This is a genomic window from Streptosporangium jomthongense (genome assembly GCF_042650425.1).
Lineage (GTDB): Bacteria > Actinomycetota > Actinomycetes > Streptosporangiales > Streptosporangiaceae > Streptosporangium.
Window position 1 is genome coordinate 31,200 of record NZ_JBHSBC010000015.1, and the last position, 17,953, is coordinate 49,152.

The window sequence follows — 17,953 nt, forward strand, 5'->3', positions numbered from 1 at the left end:
GACGCGGGTCCTAAGAGGAGAGCGCCTTGATCGAGGTGAAGACGGTGTTGATGTCCGGCAGCAGCTCCTTCTTGCTGTCGGGCACCGACATGTAGACGATCGAGGGAAGGTCGGCGCCGGTGCTCACGGCCGCCACGACCATGGTGGTCTTGGTGTCGCCCGTGGTGATCTCGTAGGCGGACAGCTGTCCGGGCAGGCCGTTGACGGTCAGGGACTGCTGGGCGGTCTTGCGGGCGGTGTTGTCCTCGGGGAAGAACTTCTTGCGCGCCGAGGCGGCGACCGCGTTGGTCACGGGGGAGAGATTCTCCGGTGAGGTGTACTTGTCCTTCAGCCGGGACGGGAGCACCCCCGACATCAGCTGGGCGAACTGTGTCCTACCGGCGGAGTCGGTGCCCGCGGCGACGTACTGGCGGGTGGTGAAACCGTAGACCGTGGGCACGGTCCTGCGCTGGTCCTCCCGCCACTCTCCGCCCAGCCGTGTCACGCTGATCGCCGCCGCCTGGTCGGCCAGGGTGCCCGAGACCGGGGACGCCTTGCCGGGGAAACGCGGAAGACGGCCGAGCGTCTGGGACTTCGGCGGCTTCTTGGACGTGGCGGAGGGCTTGGCGCTGGGAGCGGGGTCCGCCTCGTTCGTCGCGGCGAGCGGACCGGCCATGAACGCCCACAGCAGCGCGCCGACCAGCGCGATCACCACCGACCCGACCAGCGCGAAGACCCAGACCGGCCTGCCCTGCTCGTCGAAGTCGTCCTCGTTCCCCATGGCCTGGTAGTTGTCGCCGAAGACCGTGTCCCACAGCTCCTGCTGACGTTCGGGCGGAGGGGTCTTCGGGCCGCTGATCTGGCCCGCGGTGACGAAACGCCTGTTGGGGTCGGACGGGTCCTGGCTCAGGTGGTGACCGGGCTGCCCGGGGTGGCCGAACTCATGCTGCCCCGGATGCCCTGGTTGTCCCGGCTGCCCCGGGTGAGCCGGTTGTCCCGGTTGCCCGAAGGGCTGAGCCTGCGGCGGGAGCGGAAGGTCGGCCGGATGCCGTGTCGCGGACGCGTCGTAGGCGGGCGCCGTCAGCGGGTCGTTCAGGGGATTGTTCAGTGGGCCGCTCAACGGGTCGACCGGCGGGGCGTTGCGGGGGGCGTTGAGCGGGTCGTTCAGCGGATCGGAGCGCGGGGTGGGTTCGGACGCGGTCGTCGCGGCGAGGGCCCAGACGGCGGGGTTGTTCGGCACCCCGAAGCTGCCCCGGGCGGCGTCCTCGCCGAAGGGCGCGCCGTCACGGCTCGGCTCCTCCTGAGGAGGGGTCGACCACGTGTGCGACAGCGGGTCCCGCACGGTTCCCTCGGCCGCGGAGGGCGGCCACACGGGGTTGTCCCCGGGCACGGCCGACGGCCACGCGGTTGCCCCGGGCGCCGGGTCTCCCGCGGGCGCGGTGGGTCCCGCGGCCGGACCGGAGGCCGGAGCGGCGGGTGGCCACCCGGTGTTCTCGGCGGAGGCGGACGGCCAGGCGGAGCCGTTCGCCTGGGCCGTCGGCGGCCACACGGCGTTGTCCTGCGGCGCGGCGGACGGCCAGGAGGCGTTTGCGGCGGCGGGCGGCTGCGCGGCGTCGTCCTGTGGGGTGGTGGCGGACGGCCATCCGGTGTTCTCGGCGGTGGCGGGCGGCCACACCGGGTTGTCGGCGGGTGCCGCCTCCGCCGGGGGCTGCGGGTCCCACCGGGGCTCGGCACTCACGGGAGCGGCCTCGGGAAGCTGGCCTCCGTATCCGCCGGCCAGGTCGGGGTCCGGCCTGAGGGCGTCCTTCGGCTGCGGGGTGAACGCGTCGCTCCAGCTGGTCGTGGCGCTGGAGGCGGGGCGGTCCCGCGGATCGGCGGGCGCCGTACGGGCTGCCTGGTCCCACCCGGTCCCCGCCGGGGAGTTCCAGCCGGACGCCGGACCGGTGACGGGAGGCTGAGTGGGGACGCCCTGCCGGGGGGTCTCCATGTCGTCGGGCGCGCCCCCCGAAGGGGAGGCCAGCGCCTGGTCCCAGCCGCCGCCGAGAGTCGCGGAGCCGTTGGAGGACCCGCTGGGAGCCCCGTTGGGGGTCTGGGACGGCGTCGGCTGGCTCCAGCCGTATTCGGGCGTGCTCGCCCCCGCCTGCTCCCAACCGGCGCCCGGCTGTCCCTGGCCGTCGGCGGGCGAGGCCGGCTCCTCATGGGGGAGGGGAAGTCGTGGCGACGAGGCGCCGAAGGAGTCGTTCGCCCAGCCGGACGTCGTCTCCGCCGCCTCCGGCCACGCCGGAGGCAGGTGGGGCTGGCTGGGCTGCTCCGGGGCCATGGCTTCCTTACCTTCCGCACGGGTGCCCGAATTATGGGTATTCGGCATGGTCTCACGGGAGGCAGGGATGTTCGCAGGGAAACCGGAGAACGCCCCCCTGAACTGGAGTCCTGTGGGGTCGGTCGGTGGATCCTGCATCGGCAGGCCGGCCTCCAAGGGATCCGGGCCCTGCCCCGGCTCGACTGAGTGTGCCACGGTGAGAAGAGTAAACTGACGGGACATGCGAGGTCACAACGGATGTGTCCCCATCAGGTCTCGGCCCGCTCCAGGCACGTGATTGCTCTTATTGTGCTGGATCGCCGGACGGGCGTCCTCCGTTTACCGTGATCCAATTCGTTTCCCCAGGCCACGAATACGGCTTGCGGACTGCGATAGTCTTGCCGTATGCGTGCCGCGACCCTGCTGCTTACCGGGCCGCATCGGCCTTCTCGGCGTTAGACGCCCGCCGGTGCGGCTGCCCTTCGCATGAGCGGAGGGTTTTTCTATTGGGCCGGACGGGTCAGATCATCGCAGCAGACGTATACCGAGGGAAGATTGACGTGAGCGAGCGAGCCGACGTGAACAGCGACGAGCAGCACTACGATCCGCAGGCACTGCAGGTCAAGTGGCAGCGGCGGTGGGAGGAACTGGACCCGTTCCACGCCTCCGACGACCCCGCGGACCCGCGCGAGCGTCGCTACATGCTCGACATGTTCTCCTACCCCTCGGGCGACCTGCACATGGGTCACGCCGAGGCCTTCGCCATCGGTGACATCGTGTCGCGCTACTGGTTCCAGCGCGGCTACAACGTGCTGCACCCGATCGGCTGGGACTCCTTCGGCCTGCCCGCGGAGAACGCCGCCATCAAGCGTGACGCGCACCCGGCCGAGTGGACCTACGCCAACATCGAGACCCAGGCGGCCTCCTACAAGCGTTACGCGGTCTCCTTCGACTGGTCCCGTCGTCTGCACACCAGTGACGTCACCTACTACCGGTGGACGCAGTGGCTGTTCCTGCGCTTCTTCGAACGCGGCCTGGCCTACCGCAAGGGCGGCCTGGTCAACTGGTGCCCCAACGACCAGACCGTGCTGGCCAACGAGCAGGTCGTCGGAGGCAGGTGCGAGCGCTGTGGCGCCGAGGTCGTCCGCAGGGAGCTGACCCAGTGGTACTTCAAGATCACTGACTACGCCGACCGGCTGCTGGACGACATGGCCCAGCTGGAGGGCGGCTGGCCCGAGCGCGTGCTGACCATGCAGCGCAACTGGATCGGCAGGTCCGAGGGCGCGGACGTCAACTTCGTGATCGAGGGCCGCGACGAGCCGGTCACGGTCTACACCACCCGCCCCGACACGCTGTACGGCGCGACCTTCTTCGTCGTCGCCCCGGACGCCCCGCTGGCCGAGGAGATCGTCTCCGACGAGCAGCGGAAGGCCTTCGAGACCTACCGGGCCGAGGTCGCCAAGCTGTCCGACATCGACCGGCTGTCCACCGAGAAGGAGAAGACCGGCGTCTTCCTGGGCCGCTACGCGATCAACCCGGTCAACGGTGAGCGCATGCCGGTCTGGGCGGCCGACTACGTGCTGTCCGACTACGGCCACGGCGCCATCATGGCGGTTCCCGCCCACGACCAGCGCGACCTCGACTTCGCCCGCGCCTTCGACCTGCCGGTGCGGGTCGTCGTCCACACCGGCATGGCCGACCCGGGGGAGACCGGGATCGCCACCGCGGGTGAGGGCACCCTGGTCAACTCGGGGCCGCTGGACGGCCTGTCCAAGGCCGAGGCCATCCACAGGATCATCGAGGTGCTGGCCGGGCGCGGGACCGGCAGGGCGGCGGTCAACTTCCGCCTGCGTGACTGGCTGCTGTCCCGCCAGCGTTTCTGGGGCTGCCCGATCCCGATCATCCACTGCGCTGACTGCGGCGAGGTCCCGGTTCCCGACGACCAGCTGCCCGTCACCCTGCCCGACATGCGTGGTGAGGCGCTGGCGCCCAAGGGTGTCTCCCCGCTGGCCTCGGCCGAGGACTGGGTCAACGTCTCCTGCCCCAAGTGCGGCGGAGCCGCCAAGCGTGACACCGACACGATGGACACCTTCGTCGACTCCTCGTGGTACTACCTGCGTTACGTGGATCCGACCTACCTGGACGGTCCCTTCGACGTGGAGAAGGTCCGCAGGTGGGGGCCGATCGACCAGTACGTCGGCGGTGTCGAGCACGCGGTGCTGCACCTGCTGTACTCGCGTTTCTTCACCAAGGTCCTGCACGACATGGGCATGCTCGACTTCACCGAGCCCTTCCTGCGCCTGCTGAACCAGGGGCAGGTCATCAACCAGGGCAAGGCGATGTCGAAGTCGCTGGGCAACGGGGTCGACCTGGGCCAGCAGATCGACACCTACGGCGTCGACGCGGTCAGGCTGACCGTGCTGTTCGCCGGCCCGCCCGAGGACGACATCGACTGGGCCGACGTCTCCCCGGCCGCGTCGCAGAAGTTCCTGGCCAGGGCCTTCCGCGTCATGGCCGAGGCCGGTGCGGGATCCGCACCCGGCGTCGACTTCTCCACCGGTGATCTGGAGCTGCGCAAGGTCGTCCACCGGACCGTGGACGAGGTCACCAAGCTGCTCGACTCGCACCGCTTCAACGTCGCGATCGCCAGGATGATGGAGCTGACGACCGCCGCCAGGAGGGCCATCGACTCGGGCCCCGGTGCCGCCGACCCGGCGGTGCGCGAGGCCGCGGAGACCCTGGCGGTCATGCTGTCCCTGGTCGCGCCGTACGCGGCGGAGGAGGGCTGGGAGCGGCTGGGGCACCCCGCCTCCGTCGCGACCGCCGGGTGGCCGGTCGCGGAGGCGGCGCTGCTGGTGCAGGAGACCGTCACCTGCGTCGTACAGGTCGCGGGCAAGGTCCGTGACCGTCTGGAGGTCTCCCCGGAGATCTCCGATGCCGACCTGGAGGCACTGGCGCTGGCGTCGGAGAAGGTGCAGGCCTTCCTGTCCGGCGCGCCCCGCAAGGTCATCGTCAGGGCCCCCAAGCTGGTCAACATCGTTCCCTGATCGTGAACGCAGAAAGGAGTGACCCTCGGTTTGAGGGTCACTCCTCGCGTTCCGGGAGAGATGCCGCCGGGGCGCCTCAGAGCTTGCGCAGCACCGCCACGACCTTGCCCAGGACGGTGGCCTCGTCACCGGGGATCGGGTCGTAGTTCGTGTTGTGCGGAACCAGCCAGACGTGGCCGTCCTTGCGCTTGAAGGTCTTGACCGTGGCCTCGCCGTCGATCATCGCGGCGACCACGTCGCCGTTGTCGGCGACGGGCTGCTGGCGGACGACCACCCAGTCGCCGTTGGCGATCGCGGCGTCGATCATGGAGTCGCCCGTGACCTGGAGCAGGAAGAGGGTGCCCTCGCCGACGAGCTGCTTGGGCAGGGCGAAGACGTCCTCTACGCTCTCTTCGGCGAGGATCGGGCCGCCGGCGGCGATCCGGCCGACGAGCGGCACGTAGGCCGCGGTCGGGCGGTTGACCGAGGTCTCCTCGGCGTTGGTGTCGGGGTCGACCCACAGCACCGGCTCGCCGGGCAGGCGCACCTCCAGGGCACGCGGGCGGTGCGGGTCGCGGCGCAGATAGCCCTTGCGCTGCAGGGCCGTCAGCTGGTGCGACACGCTGGAGGTGCTGGTCAGCTGCACCGCCTCGCCGATCTCGCGCATCGACGGCGGGTAGCCGCGCTGCTGCACCGAGTCGCGGATCACCTCAAGGATCTTGCGCTGCCTGGGGGTGAGGCCGAGGGAGTCACGCCTGCGCACCGCCAGGTCACTGACGGCCGCGCCGCTCTCGTCGCGCTCACTCATATGATCTCCTCGCTCCCGGTCTGTATTGGTTGCGTCGCACACAGCGACCGTACCTCCGCCGAAGATCATACTCAAACATTTGTTCGAATGGTCCTCGAAATCGGTGGCGGCGTGGTGTACAACATCGTACGGGAGTTCGATCGACATCGTGTTCGATTCGCCGATCTTTCTTCGACATGTGTTCGGCCAGGTCGAAGAGATGGGGGGCACCGTGAAGGCGGCCACGAGGACAACCAGGCCCACGTTGACGCTGGTCAGGGGCGCCGGGGAGACGGCCGCCAAGGACGCGGGCCGTGGGGCGGCGGGGGGCGGGCGGCCCGTCGCGCGTCCCCGTGGGACCGCCGCGGGGCGTGCGGGCCGTACGGTTCCGGCGGTTTCGCGGAGGCGGGCCGTCGCCGGGGGGAGGGTGGCGCACGCGACCGTCCGGCGGAGGCGCGCCCCGGTCAGGCTGACCCGCAGGGGGAGGGTCGTGGCGGTCCTGGCGCTCGTGCTCCTCGTTCTGGCGGCCTTCTGGGCGGGTGCCCTCCTGGACGCGGCCCTCGCCTCCTAGAAGGCTTTCCGGGGCGCCTCGACGGGCCTCTGCGGGCCCTGTGGCCAGTGGGGGTCCTGGGCGCTCCGAGGAGGGGCGGGCGGGGGCGCCGACGACGGAGCGTGACGACACGCCCCGGGCTCACCCGATAATGGATCTCGGCGATCGGCCCGTTCGCACGCCCCGGGGAGGGGTGCCGCATGTCCGGACGGCGCCCGCGGGGCCGCACCGGAAGGGCGACACGCCCGGCTGACGCCCTTGAGCTGCGCTGATCGGCGACTTCGCTCGGCAGGCCCTTCCTAACTTGCGTTCATGGTCCGACACTCCTACGGTTGGACCACAACATCTAGTGGCTTCATCATTCCGCTCCACCATAGATTGTGTTTCTATTACCGCATCTCGACCATTCGAGGGCGTGCGTGAGCGTCTCCACACGGAGATCGCAGAGCCGGCGGAGCAACGCGAGGAAGATGAGCCGCTGGGCAAGTCAGGGAGGCGACACGCGTGCACTGTCCGTTCTGTCGTCATCCTGACACGCGGGTCATCGACAGCCGGTCGACCGAGGACGGCAGCGCCATCCGGCGCAGGCGCACCTGCCCGGAGTGCGGGCGCAGGTTCACCACGCAGGAGACGGTGTTGCTCATGGTGAGCAAACGCAGCGGGGTGACCGAGCCGTTCTTCCGGGACAAGGTGATCGCCGGTGTCCGGCGTGCGTGTCAGGGGCGCCCGGTGAGCGAGGACTCGCTGGCCCAGCTCGGCCAGCGGGTCGAGGAGAGCATCCGGGCGACCGGGGCCGCGGAGATCGCGGCCCACGAGGTCGGGCTGGCGATCCTGGGCCCGCTCCGCGAGCTCGACGAGGTGGCGTACCTGCGTTTCGCCTCCGTCTACCGGGGCTTCGAGACCCTGGCCGACTTCGAGGCCGAGATCGAACAGCTGCGCGCCGAGCGTTCCGCGCGGCGCGACTGAGTCAGTCCCCGGGCGCCGGGGGAGTACGCGGCGTGTTGAACTGGTCCGACTGGGGGCTCCATGGAGCCTCGGAAGGGGGAAGTCATGACGGAGACGGTCAACGGCGCGGTCGCGCGCGGGGGCAAGCGGCCACGCAAGGGACTGAAGATGAAGCGCATCTTCACCACGCCCGGGGTGCACCCGTACGACCAGGTGACCTGGGAACGCCGTGACGTCGTCATGACCAACTGGCGGGACGGCTCGGTCAACTTCGAGCAGCGGGGCGTCGAGTTCCCCGACTCCTGGTCGGTCAACGCCGCCAACATCGTGACCACCAAGTACTTCCGGGGCGCCGTCGGCACCCCGCAGCGCGAGTGGAGCCTGAAGCAGCTCGTCGACCGGGTGGTCGGCGTCTACACCAGGACCGCGGTCGAGGAGGGCTACTTTGCGACCGAGGAGGACGCCGAGATCTTCGACCACGAGCTCAAGCACGCCCTGGTCAACCAGGTCTTCAGCTTCAACTCGCCGGTCTGGTTCAACGTCGGCACCGCCTCCCCGCAGCAGGTCAGCGCCTGTTTCATCCTGGCCGTCGACGACCAGATGGAGTCCATCCTCGACTGGTACAAGGAAGAGGGTGTGATCTTCAAGGGCGGTTCGGGCTCGGGGGTGAACCTCTCCCGGATCCGTTCCTCCAAGGAACTGCTCTCCAGCGGCGGTACGGCCAGCGGTCCCGTCTCCTTCATGCGCGGCGCCGACGCCTCGGCGGGCACCATCAAGTCCGGCGGCGCCACCCGCCGCGCGGCCAAGATGGTCGTCCTGGACGTCGACCACCCCGACATCGAGGAGTTCATCGAGACCAAGGCGCGCGAGGAGGACAAGGTCCGCGCGCTGCGCGACGCCGGGTTCGACATGGACCTGGGCGGCAAGGACATCGTCTCCGTCCAGTACCAGAACGCCAACAACTCCGTGCGCGTCTCCGACGAGTTCATGCGGGCCGTCGAGAACGGCGGTGACTTCGGGCTGCGCGCACGCCTCACCGGCGAGGTGATCGAGAAGGTCGACGCCAAGTCCCTGTTCAGGAAGATGGCCCAGGCCGCCTGGGAGTGCGCCGACCCCGGCGTCCAGTACGACGACACGATCAACGACTGGCACACCAGCCCGGAGACCGGCCGCATCACGGCGAGCAACCCCTGCTCCGAGTACCTCCACCTGGACAACTCCTCCTGCAACCTGGCCAGCATCAACCTGCTGAAGTTCCTCAGGGACGACGACACCTTCGACGTCGCGGCCTTCGTGAAGCTCACCGAGCTGATCATCACCGCGATGGACGTCTCCATCACCTTCGCCGACTTCCCGACCGAGAAGATCGACCGGACCACCCGGGCCTACCGTCAGCTCGGCATCGGCTACGCCAACCTGGGCGCGCTGCTCATGGCCACCGGCCACGCCTACGACTCCGAGGGCGGCCGGGCCATCGCCGGGGCCATCACCTCGCTGATGACCGGCGCCTCCTACCGCCGCAGCGCCGAGCTGGCCGCGGTCGTCGGGCCGTACGAGGGCTACGCCCGCAACGCCGAGGCGCACAAGCGCGTCATGCGCAAGCACGCCGCGGCCAACGACGACCTGCGCACCCTGGGCGGGATGGACCGGGTCATCCACACCGAGGCCTCCCGCCAGTGGGCCGACTGCCTCAAGCTCGGCGAGAAGAACGGCTACCGCAACGCCCAGGCCTCGCTGCTCGCGCCGACCGGCACCATCGGCCTGATGATGGACTGCGACACCACCGGCATCGAGCCCGACCTCGCCCTGGTCAAGTTCAAGAAGCTTGTGGGCGGCGGCTCCATGCAGATCGTCAACCAGACGATCCCGCGGGCGCTGCGCCAGCTCGGCTACCAGGAGGAGCAGGTCGAGGCGATCGTCGAGTACATCGCCGCGCACGGCCACGTCGTGGACGCCCCCGGTCTTCGGCCCGAGCACTACGAGGTGTTCGACTGCGCCATGGGAGAGCGGGCCATCGCGCCGATGGGCCACGTGCGGATGATGGCGGCGGCCCAGCCGTTCCTGTCCGGTGCCATCTCCAAGACCGTCAACCTGCCCGAGTCCGCGACGGTCGAGGACATCGAGCAGGTCTACATGGAGGGCTGGAAGCTCGGCCTGAAGGCCCTGGCCGTCTACCGCGACAACTGCAAGGTCGGCCAGCCGCTGTCGGCGGCGGGCAAGAAGACCGAGGAGAAGGCCGAACCGGCCGAGCCCGAGGTCCAGGTCGTCGAGGTCAGCCGTCCGACCAGGCGCCGGATGCCGAACCAGCGGCCCAGCACCACCACCCGCTTCACGGTGGGCGGCGCCAAGGGTTACATGACCGCCTCGTCCTACCCCGACGACGGTCTCGGCGAGGTCTTCCTGAAGATGTCCAAGCAGGGTTCCACCCTGGCGGGCGTCATGGACGCCTTCTCCGTGGCCATCTCCATCGGCCTGCAGTACGGCGTGCCGCTGGAGACCTACGTGGGCAAGTTCGTCAACATGCGCTTCGACCCGGCGGGCATGACCGACGATCCGGACATCCGGATGGCCGCCTCGGTGATGGACTACATCTTCCGCCGCCTGGCGCTCGACCACCTGCCCTACGACGAGCGGGCCGCCCTGGGGATCTTCTCGGCCTCCGAGCGCGCCGCCCAGCAGCGGGGCGAGGACCCGGCCCCGATCGCCGCGGACGAGGTCATCGCCGAGCTGGCCACCTCCGCGCCCATCGAGCGGCCCCAGCCCCGCTCCGAGACCCGCGCCCAGACCGTCGAGGTGGCCGCCCCCGAGCGCGCCGCGGGCTCCCTGGAGTCGCACCAGGGCCGCACCGCCGACGCGCCGTTGTGCATGACCTGCGGCACCAAGATGCGTCCCGCGGGCAGCTGCTACGTCTGCGAGGGCTGCGGCTCGACCAGCGGCTGCAGCTGACACGGCCTGAACCGGGGAGCCGGTGAGCCACATGGCTCACCGGCTCCCCGTCGTCTCTCCCGATCGCGGGGAAAGGGAGCATCGCGGGAAAAGGGAGTTGAGTCTCCAGTGAGTGGAGACGGCACAGTGGTGCCGTGAGCGAAGGCACGGAGCTTTTCACGATCGGGCAGCTCGCCCGCCGTACGGGACTGCCGGTGCGGACGATCCGTTTCTGGTCGGACAGCGGTCTGGTGCCGCCGACCGGGCGGTCCGCGGGCGGCTACCGTCTCTACGACGCGCGGGCGGTCGCCCGGCTCGACCTCGTCAGGACCCTGCGCGAACTCGGGTTCGGTCTTGAGGCGGTCGAGGAGGTCCTGTGCCGGGCCACGACAGTCGCCCAGGTCGCCGAGACGCATGTCGCGGCGCTTGAGGCGGAGATCCGTACCCTGCGGCTGCGCCGCGCCGTGCTGAGCACGGTCGCCAAGCGCGGCAGCACGATCGAGGAGGCGTCACTGATGCACAGACTGGCCAGGCTGTCCGCGCGGGAGCGGCAGCAGATCATCGATGACTTCGTGGACCGCGTCCTCGCCGTGGTCGACCTCGGCGAGGGCCCGGCGCTGGGCATCGCGAACGGCATGCGGCAGGTGAACACCGAACTGCCGGACGAGCCGAGCCCGGAGCAGGTGGACGCCTGGATGGAGCTGGCGGAACTCGTCGAGGACGAGGACTTCCAGCGCCGGGTCAGGGAGATGGTGGTGGCGGGCCAGAACGCGGACAGCCCCGCAGACCCGCTGGACCACCAGGCCGTCATGGAGCACGCCGTCCCGGCCCAGGCGGCGGGGGTCGCGCCGGACTCGGCCGAGGGGCGGGCCGTACTCGACCTGATCGTCGCGCCGGAGACCCGGGCACAGGAGCGGGTACGGCTGGCCGAGCAGGTGGAGCTGTTCAGCGACCTGCGGGTCGAGCGGTACTGGCAGCTGGTGGGGGCCATCAACGGGCGCCCGCCGTTCCCTCCGGCCGTGGCGGCCTTCCTCTGGCTGGCCGCCGCGCTCAGGGCGTCCGCCGAGGCGTGAGTCGTCTGATTCCTGCAAGACCGTGGATGTGACCTCCGGTTAGGTTGGGCCGTGCGCGGCCCCGGGACGCGCGCACCGAGCACGGCACCTCAACCGGAAAGACATTGATATGCGGGCACGTCTGAGTTTCGTGGGAATCGTCGTCAAGGACATGGCCAGGTCGCTGGCGTTCTACCGCCGGCTGGGCCTGAACCTGCCGCCGGAGGCGGACGGGGAGCCGCACGTCGAGGCGGAACTGCCCGGGGGGCTGAAGCTCGTCTGGGACACGGTCGAGACGCTCCACGGTTTCGACCCGGGCTGGCGGCCGCCCACCGGAGGCTCCCGGACGGCGTTCGCCTTCGAGTTCGACACCCCCGCCGAGGTGGACGCCGCCTACGACGAACTCGTCTCCCTGGGCTACGAGGGCCACAAGGAGCCCTGGGACGCGCTCTGGGGGCAGCGGTACGCCATCGTCCACGACCCCGACGGCAACGGCGTCGATCTGCTCGCCGCGAACGGCTGAGGGCGTCAGCAGGCGCAGGAGACGCCGAGGACAGGGGCGGTCAGCGGGTCGGGCGCACGCCGGGAGACCCCCTCCGAGGTCTCGACGGGCAGGCCCTCCCGGGCCCAGTACTCGAAGCCGCCGATCATCTCCTTGACGGGGTGACCGAGCCTGGCGAACTCCAGGGCCGCCCTGGTGGCGCCGTTGCAGCCCGGTCCCCAGCAGTAGGTCACCACGGTCGCCCCCGTGGGGACCACCTCGGCCGCGCGGGCGGCGATCTCGCCGGTCGGCAGGTGTACGGCTCCCGCGACGTGGCCCTGGAGCCAGGCCTGGACGCCACGTGTGTCGACCACGACGACGTCCGGGACTCCGGCCGCCAGGTCGGCGGCCACGTCGGAGACGTCGGTCTCGAAGGCGAGCCGGGCGGCGAAGTGGGCGATCGCCGTGGTGCTCTCGGCGGCGGGGACCGCGGTGACGGCGGATGAGGGGGCGGACATCACATGCCTTTCTCGGAGAACGGTGCCGTGCGTGAGACATGGTTTCGCGCACGGCGCCCCTCCGGCCAGTGGCGTGAACGCCGCTTATCGCTAATATCCCGCCATGTCGCTTCTCTTCCCGGCGCGGCGGGCGCACACCGTGTCCGCCGTCGCCTTCGACGGCATGGCCCCCTTCGAACTCGGCTGCGTGGTGGAGATCTTCGGCATTCCCAGGCCCGAACTCGACGTCCCCTGGTACGAGCTGACGGTCTGCGCCGAGACCCCGGCCGACCTGCGGGTCGTCGGAGGGTTTACCATGCGGGCCGGGCACGGGCTCGACGTGGCCGCGGCGGCGGACACGGTGATCGTGCCCGCGGTCGCGGACGTGCGGGGGGAGGTCTCCGCGGAGCTGGTCAGGGCGCTGCGGACGGCGCACGGGCGTGGGGCCAGGATCGTGTCGATCTGTTCGGGGGCCTTCGCGCTGGCCGCCGCGGGGCTGCTCGACGGGCGTGAGGCGACCACCCACTGGAGGTACGCCGACCTGCTGAGGGAGAGGTTCCCGCTGGTCAGGGTCAACCCCGACGTCCTGTACGTGGACGGCGGGGACGTGCTGACCAGCGCGGGCAGCGCCGCGGGCCTCGACCTGCTGCTGCACCTGGTCCGCACCGACCACGGCCCCGGCGTGGCCAACTCGGTCGCGCGCAGGCTGGTCGTCCCGCCGCACCGGGAGGGCGGGCAGGCCCAGTTCGTCCAGGCCCCGGTGGCGCCCGCGGAGGGGGACGACGCGGTGGCCGTCGCGATGGCCTGGGCGCTCGGGCACCTGGCCGAGCCGATCACGGTCGCCGGGATGGCCGGGGCCGCCCGCATGTCGCAACGCACCTTTCTGCGGCACTTCGCCCGCCAGACCGGGACGAGCCCGCTGCGCTGGGTGATCTCCCAGCGGATCGCGGCCAGCCTGGAGCCGCTGGAGTCGGGCTCCGCCTCGATCGAGGAGGTCGCGGCGGCGGTGGGCTTCGACAGCGCCGTGACCTTCAGGCACCACTTCGCCAGGACGATGCGCACCTCGCCCTCGGCCTACCGCAGGGCCTTCAGGGAGTCCCCGTGAGCCGGGCGCCCGCTGAGCTCTGGGACCCTGGACGGATGGTCGATGAGTTCGAGGAACTGCGGCGGCGGATGTTCGGCCTGGCCTACCGGATGCTCGGTTCGGCCGCGGAGGCGGAGGACGTCGTCCAGGACGCCTACCTGCGCTGGCACACCGCCGACAGGCGGAACGTGGAGACGCCGGGGGCGTGGCTGGCCAAGGTGGTCACCAACCTCTGTCTCAACCGGCTGACCGCCGCCCGTGCCACCCGTGAGAGCTACGTCGGCCCCTGGCTTCCCGAGCCCGTCGAGTCGGCGGCACTCGGCCCGTTGGAGACCGCCGAGCGACGTGACGCGGTCTCCATGGCGTTCCTGACGCTGCTTGAGCGCCTCACCCCTCCGGAGCGCGCCGTCTTCGTGCTCCGCGAGGCCTTCTCGTACGGCTACCGCGAGATCGCCGAGGTGCTCGACCTTTCGGAGACCCACTGCCGCCAGCTCCTGATCAGGGCGAGGAAGCGGATGGGCGAGCCCCGGAGGTTCGACGTGCCCGGGGAGCAGCGGCGCAGGATCGTCGAGCGGTTCCTCGACGCCGCGCGGGGCGGCGACCTCGCCGAGCTTGAGCGGCTGCTCGCCGTCGACGTGGTCGTCTGGTCCGACGGCGGTGGCCGGGTCGGCGCCGCGCTGCGCCCCGTGGAGGGCCGGGACAAGGTCGTCCGCTTCCTGGCCGGGATCGCCGCCAAGTTCGGCCCCGGGGGCGGGTTCGCCCACACCGAGGTCAACGGCGAGGAGGGGATCGTGGTGTGGGCCGGGGACGTGGTCGTCGCGGTCTTCGCGATCGAGGTGACGGAGGGGCGGATCACGGCGGTGCGGGCCGTGCTGAATCCGGACAAGCTCTCGCGCTTCACCGCCCCGGGTTGCCAAGAATAAGCAGACCGGTCTATTTTTTGGGCCATGGGACGCAAGGGTGAGGAGACCAGGACGCGGCTGCTCGACGCGACGCGGGAGCTGATCGAGAGCGGCGGCTACTTCGGGGCCGGGCTGAACCAGGTGGTGGCGGCCAGCGGAGCGCCGCGCGGCTCGCTCTACTTCCACTTCCCCGGCGGCAAGGACCAGCTCGTCGGTGAGTCCGTACGGCGGGCGGGCCACGAGGTCGGCCGGATCGTGCGGGAGCTTGCCGAGTCCGCGCCCGACGCCGTGAGCCTGGTCACCGGGGTGCTCGCACTGCTGGGCGACCGGCTTGAGGCCTCCGGGTGGCGCAAGGGCTGCCCGGTGGCCACGGTGGCGCTGGAGATGGCGGCCGTCAGCGACCCGCTCCAGGAGGTCTGCGCCGAGGTCTACGGCTCGTGGGAGGAGGCGCTGCGTCACCGGCTGGCCGTGGACGGGCACCCGGAGCCCGCCGACACGGCCGCCACGGTCCTGGCCTTGATCGAGGGCGCGCTGCTGCTGGCCAGGGCGCATCGCAGCCGGGAGCCGCTCGACCGGGTGGCGCGCGGGATCGCCACGCTGCTGAGGCCGTAACGCCAGGACCCCTCCCCGGCTCCCTTCGTATGTCCATGAAATATGTAGACCGATCTATTATGAGGTGATCGCGTGACCCCCGACTCCATCGTCTTCGGCGCGGCGGGATTCATCGGCCGCTCCCTGGTCGCCGAACTCCTGCGCAGGGAGCGCGTGGTGGCCGCCGCCCTGCGCGGACCGGCGGACCGGCTGACCTCCTGGCTCGCCGGGCAGGGCGTGGACACCGCGCGGCTGACCGTCGTGACCGCCGACATCGCCGTCCCCGGGCTCGGGCTCGGCGCCGCGCCGGACCTCGGGCGGGTGCGCGACGTCTACAACACCGCGGCACGCTTCGCCTTCGGACTGGGCGTCGCCGAGGCGAGGGCGGCCAACGTGACCGGGGCGGTCAACGTGGCCGACTGGGCGGCCACCCGCCAGGGGCTGCGGCGCCTGGTGCACGTCAGCGGCTACCGTGTCAGCGGCGGTCCTCCCGACTACCGCCGTGACGGGGCCTACGAGGCCTCGAAACGGGAGGGCGACGCGGCGGTGCGCGCCCGCGCCGCGGAACTCGGCGTCCCGCTGACCGTCGTCAACCCCAGTTCGGTCACCGGTGAGGGGCAGTTCATCGGCCTCGCCTCGGTGGTGCGCGACCTGTGGCGTGGCCGGCTGCCCCTGCTGCCCGGGGACGGCAGGACCTTCCTGCCGGTCGTGGACATCGGCTACCTGGCCCGCTTCATGGCGGAGGTGCCCGGCCACGAGGAGACGGCGGGCGAGGCCTACTGGGTGCTCGACGACCGGACGCCGAACCTGCCGGAGCTGGCCGGGCTCCTGGCCGCCCACCTGGGAGTCCGCCCTCCGCGCGCGACGATCCCGGTCCCTCTCGTACGGCGGCTGCCCCGCGCCCTGACCGGCGCCGACCCGGAGACGCTGTCGTTCATGTCCGGCGACCGCTACGAGACGGCCCCCGCCCTGGCCTTCGCCGAGCGGGCCGGTCTGCGCATGCCCCCGGTGGAGGAGATGCTCAGGACCTGGGCGGACGGGCTGGTCGGCGCCGGGTTCGGGGAGGGGGAGGCGCCACGCGGGCCGTACGGGTTCCGGGACGTGGCGGGCAGCCGTACCTGGGTGGCGGGGGAGCGGGAGAGCCCCCGGTACGTGCTGCTGCACGGGCTGCCGCTCGACGCCCGCTCCTGGGCGGAGGTGAGCGAGTCGCTCGACGGTCCCGTCCTGGCCGCCGACCTGCCGGGACTCGGCCGCTCCTCGCCCGCCCGCTCACTGGGGGAGTGGACCGAGGCGTTGCTCGAACCGGCGGGGACGCGCCCGGTGCTGGTCGGGCACTCCTTCGCCTGCGGGCCCGTCCTGCGCTACGCGCTCGCACGTCCTGAGCGGATCTCCGCGGTCGTGCTCCTGGCCCCGGCCTTCCTGCAGGCTCCGGCGGGGTGGCCGGCCCGCTCGGCCTTCGGCGCCGCCGTACTGCGCGGGACGTCCCCGGCGCGGCTGGCGGGCAGACTCGGCGTGCCCGAGGGCGCGCTCGCCGACCTGCGCCGCCCCGGTGCCGCCCGGCGGGTGATCGGGGCGATGCGCGCGGGCTACGCGGCCAGGGAGGAACTGCGGCGGGCGCTCGGCCGGGCCGAGGTCCCGGTGACGATCGTCACGGGCGCGGCCGACCCGCTCGTGGTGGGTGAGGCCGACGTCGTGATCGAGGGCGCGGGGCACTACCCCCAGCTCACCCATCCCCGGCGGGTGGCGCGTGTCCTGCGAGAAGCCGCAGGGCGAGTTCTTCCAGCGCGGCTGTGATCCGCTCGGGTCCGAGCCCGCGACCCTCACGCTGGAAGGTGTAGACCTCGGGGGCGAGCGGGGCGAGCGCGATCTCGACGAGCGCGTCCGGGTCGGGCACGTCGGCGGCGACCAGCAGCGAGCGCACGTGCGCCCGCCAGAAACCGTAGGCGCCGGTGGCGAAGCGCGAGCGGCCCGTCTCCGCGCCGAGCACCAGGTGGGAGTGGGATTCGAGCAGGCCGACCATCGCGGCGTAGAAGGCGGCCAGCCGCCGCGCGGGCGTGGCACCGGGGCCGAGGGGCGGCCGGCCTCCGATCAGTTCGCGCTGCAGGGCCTTCTCGTGCTCGTCGAGCATCGCGGTCGCGATCGCGGCCCGGTCGGGATAGCGGCGGTACAGGGTGCCCCGGCCGACTCCCGCCGCCCTGGCGATGTCCTCCATGGTGACGTTGGGCGCCCCTTTGGCGGCGAACAGCCGCTCCGCGGCCTCCAGGATGCGCGCCCGGTTACGCGCGGCGTCTGCTCTCTCCATGCCCCCAGGGTATAGGTGGACACTGTGTCCGGATAATGCGGGAGGACCCGCGGGTCGCGGGTCCTCCCGGCCGGCCGGGCGGTCGGTCAGGCCGCGGGAGTGGGGCCGCTCGTGGCCGGAAACCGCAGGACGTTGCGTCCTGTGTAGGCGCGCAGATCGACGACCTTGGTGTCGGACGCGCCGCCGCGGCGCCGTACCGACCGGATGTCTCTGATCTTGAGCCGCGCGACGGACGGCGGCACAAGCACAAGTCTCTTCATTGAGCCCCCCGCGTGACGCTTTCGTTACACGAAATGTCTACAGATCGTCCCGTAAAACCGTCGTAAAGAACTGATCGTCAGTAGGGAAGCCTGCGGCCTGACGGGGTGCGAAGGTCCAGGTCGAAGGCGCGGGTACGGCGACGCCGGTGCTGCGAACGGGCGACTTTCGCGTGACGCATGGCTCGTCCCTCCTCTTGCTCGGGCTCGCCGGCCGGGGGTCGGCGGGAGCCCGCCCACGCTTGCCAACCTAGTTCTCCCCGGTGAGCCCTATCA

General features: G+C 71.2%; 15 protein-coding genes. 10 read left to right on the forward strand and 5 right to left on the reverse strand.

Annotated features, from left to right (window positions below):
• Positions 1-10 precede the first annotated feature (10 nt).
• Positions 11-2,299 carry a hypothetical protein gene (locus ACFOYY_RS17245; RefSeq protein ID WP_386190287.1) on the reverse strand — a complete coding sequence of 763 codons (2,289 nt, stop codon included), beginning with the start codon at positions 2,297-2,299 and terminating at the stop codon, positions 11-13.
• Positions 2,300-2,838: 539 nt separating this feature from the next.
• Between ACFOYY_RS17245 and leuS the strand changes: the two genes are divergently transcribed.
• On the forward strand, positions 2,839-5,325 hold the full coding sequence (gene leuS / locus ACFOYY_RS17250; protein ID WP_386190288.1) for a leucine--tRNA ligase: 2,487 nt from the start codon (positions 2,839-2,841) through the stop codon (positions 5,323-5,325).
• Positions 5,326-5,401: 76 nt separating this feature from the next.
• Here the strand turns inward: leuS and lexA are convergent, their stop codons facing one another.
• Entirely contained in the window at positions 5,402-6,112 is a 711-nt protein-coding gene (lexA, locus tag ACFOYY_RS17255; RefSeq protein ID WP_352015911.1) for a transcriptional repressor LexA, read from the reverse strand.
• 199 nt (positions 6,113-6,311) lie between these two features.
• Between lexA and ACFOYY_RS17260 the strand changes: the two genes are divergently transcribed.
• The 5 genes from ACFOYY_RS17260 (at position 6,312) to ACFOYY_RS17280 (ending at position 12,086) form a co-directional block, all read left to right on the forward strand.
• Positions 6,312-6,662: a hypothetical protein gene (locus tag ACFOYY_RS17260; protein WP_386190289.1), complete on the forward strand. Its 351-nt coding sequence runs from the start codon at positions 6,312-6,314 to the stop codon at positions 6,660-6,662.
• Positions 6,663-7,145: 483 nt separating this feature from the next.
• The gene (gene nrdR / locus ACFOYY_RS17265; RefSeq protein WP_184715543.1) at positions 7,146-7,607 is read left to right on the forward strand and encodes a transcriptional regulator NrdR; all 462 of its coding nucleotides are present in this window, start codon (positions 7,146-7,148) and stop codon (positions 7,605-7,607) included.
• A gap of 84 nt (positions 7,608-7,691) precedes the next feature.
• The gene (locus ACFOYY_RS17270) at positions 7,692-10,532 is read left to right on the forward strand and encodes a vitamin B12-dependent ribonucleotide reductase (protein WP_352015908.1); all 2,841 of its coding nucleotides are present in this window, start codon (positions 7,692-7,694) and stop codon (positions 10,530-10,532) included.
• 134 nt (positions 10,533-10,666) lie between these two features.
• Positions 10,667-11,584, forward strand: a complete 918-nt coding sequence (locus ACFOYY_RS17275) for a helix-turn-helix domain-containing protein (RefSeq protein WP_386190290.1) — start codon at positions 10,667-10,669, stop codon at positions 11,582-11,584.
• Between the two features lie 109 nt (positions 11,585-11,693).
• The gene (locus ACFOYY_RS17280) at positions 11,694-12,086 is read left to right on the forward strand and encodes a VOC family protein (protein WP_386190291.1); all 393 of its coding nucleotides are present in this window, start codon (positions 11,694-11,696) and stop codon (positions 12,084-12,086) included.
• Positions 12,087-12,091: 5 nt separating this feature from the next.
• On the opposite strand, the gene ACFOYY_RS17285 is transcribed toward ACFOYY_RS17280, so the two are convergent.
• Entirely contained in the window at positions 12,092-12,562 is a 471-nt protein-coding gene (locus tag ACFOYY_RS17285) for a rhodanese-like domain-containing protein (RefSeq protein ID WP_362781746.1), read from the reverse strand.
• Between the two features lie 103 nt (positions 12,563-12,665).
• Here ACFOYY_RS17285 and ACFOYY_RS17290 point away from each other — a divergent pair, with 103 nt between their 5' ends.
• The 4 genes from ACFOYY_RS17290 to ACFOYY_RS17305 all read left to right on the forward strand — a co-directional run bounded on the left by ACFOYY_RS17290 (position 12,666) and on the right by ACFOYY_RS17305 (position 16,912).
• On the forward strand, positions 12,666-13,646 hold the full coding sequence (locus ACFOYY_RS17290; protein WP_386190292.1) for a helix-turn-helix domain-containing protein: 981 nt from the start codon (positions 12,666-12,668) through the stop codon (positions 13,644-13,646).
• A gap of 35 nt (positions 13,647-13,681) precedes the next feature.
• Positions 13,682-14,548, forward strand: a complete 867-nt coding sequence (locus ACFOYY_RS17295) for an RNA polymerase sigma-70 factor (RefSeq protein WP_386190293.1) — start codon at positions 13,682-13,684, stop codon at positions 14,546-14,548.
• Between the two features lie 24 nt (positions 14,549-14,572).
• Positions 14,573-15,139 carry a TetR/AcrR family transcriptional regulator gene (locus ACFOYY_RS17300; RefSeq protein WP_386190294.1) on the forward strand — a complete coding sequence of 189 codons (567 nt, stop codon included), beginning with the start codon at positions 14,573-14,575 and terminating at the stop codon, positions 15,137-15,139.
• A gap of 72 nt (positions 15,140-15,211) precedes the next feature.
• The gene (locus tag ACFOYY_RS17305; protein WP_386190295.1) at positions 15,212-16,912 is read left to right on the forward strand and encodes an alpha/beta fold hydrolase; all 1,701 of its coding nucleotides are present in this window, start codon (positions 15,212-15,214) and stop codon (positions 16,910-16,912) included.
• On the opposite strand, the gene ACFOYY_RS17310 is transcribed toward ACFOYY_RS17305, so the two are convergent.
• Positions 16,842-17,420 (reverse strand): TetR/AcrR family transcriptional regulator, encoded by a 579-nt coding sequence (locus ACFOYY_RS17310; RefSeq protein ID WP_352015900.1) that lies wholly within the window; start codon positions 17,418-17,420, stop codon positions 16,842-16,844. The two genes, ACFOYY_RS17305 and ACFOYY_RS17310, sit on opposite strands and share 71 nt — an antisense overlap.
• Positions 17,421-17,506: 86 nt before the next feature.
• Positions 17,507-17,680 (reverse strand): hypothetical protein, encoded by a 174-nt coding sequence (locus ACFOYY_RS17315; RefSeq protein ID WP_352015899.1) that lies wholly within the window; start codon positions 17,678-17,680, stop codon positions 17,507-17,509.
• Between the last annotated feature and the right edge of the window lie 273 nt (positions 17,681-17,953).